Origin of the sequence: Ruegeria sp. HKCCD8929, from assembly GCF_013031405.1 — a bacterium.
Taxonomy (GTDB): Bacteria; Pseudomonadota; Alphaproteobacteria; order Rhodobacterales; family Rhodobacteraceae; genus Ruegeria.
In genome coordinates this window covers 1-1,263 of sequence record NZ_WPZY01000138.1, presented here as the reverse complement: position 1 = coordinate 1,263, position 1,263 = coordinate 1, and the positions used below count along the sequence as shown (strand labels likewise).

Here is a 1,263-nt window from a genome sequence, read left to right as displayed (position 1 = left end):
TGCAAAGAAAAAGGCCGCTCTTGTTGAGCGGCCTTTTTTTGGTTTGGTTTGTTCGGCGGTGTGCCGGGCTGAAGCCCGGCCTGCCGGTTATTCGATGATTTTCGACACCACGCCGGCGCCAACCGTGCGGCCGCCTTCGCGGATGGCGAAGCGCAGGCCGTCTTCCATCGCGATCGGGGCGATCAGCTCAACCGTGAAGCCCACGTTGTCGCCCGGCATCACCATCTCGGTGCCCGCCGCCAGCGTCACCGTGCCGGTCACGTCGGTGGTCCGGAAGTAGAACTGCGGACGGTAGTTGGCGAAGAACGGGGTGTGGCGGCCGCCCTCTTCCTTGGTCAGGATATAGGCTTCGGCTTCGAACTTGGTGTGCGGGGTCACCGAGCCCGGCTTGCACAGCACCTGGCCGCGCTCGACCGCGTCACGGTCGACACCGCGCAGCAGCGCGCCGATGTTGTCGCCGGCCTCACCCCGGTCCAGCAGCTTGCGGAACATCTCGACACCGGTGCAGGTGGTTTTCGAGGTGTCCTTGATGCCGACGATCTCGATCTCGTCGCCGACATTGATCACGCCACGCTCGACCCGGCCGGTCACAACGGTGCCACGGCCCGAGATCGAGAACACGTCTTCGATCGGCATCAGGAACGGCTGGTCCACGGCACGCTCGGGCGTCGGGATGTATTCGTCCACGGCCGCCATCAGTTCGCGGATCTTGTCCTCGCCGATCTCGGCATCGCGGCCTTCCATCGCGGCCAGCGCCGAACCGGCGATGATCGGAATGTCGTCGCCGGGGAACTCATACGAGCTCAGCAGCTCGCGGACTTCCATTTCCACCAGTTCCAGCAGCTCTTCGTCGTCGACCTGGTCCACCTTGTTCATGAACACGACCAGCGCGGGCACGCCGACCTGACGGGCCAGCAGGATGTGCTCGCGCGTCTGCGGCATCGGGCCGTCGGCGGCGTTCACAACCAGGATCGCGCCGTCCATCTGGGCGGCACCGGTGATCATGTTCTTGACGTAGTCGGCGTGGCCGGGGCAGTCGACATGGGCGTAGTGGCGCGCGTCGGTCTCGTATTCCACGTGGGCGGTCGAGATGGTGATCCCGCGCGCCTTCTCTTCCGGCGCGCCATCGATCTGGTCATACGCCTTGAAGTCGCCGAAATACTTGGTGATCGCCGCCGTCAGCGTCGTCTTGCCGTGGTCAACGTGGCCAACCGTGCCAATGTTCACGTGCGGTTTCGTACGCTCAAACTTTTCCTTTGCCAT

General features: G+C 64.1%; 1 protein-coding gene. It reads right to left on the bottom strand.

The window, feature by feature from the left end:
* Nucleotides 1-87: 87 nt before the first annotated feature.
* Nucleotides 88-1,263: elongation factor Tu (gene tuf, locus GOX53_RS29435; RefSeq protein ID WP_171182422.1), on the bottom strand; the 1,176-nt coding region annotated here is incomplete at its 5' end.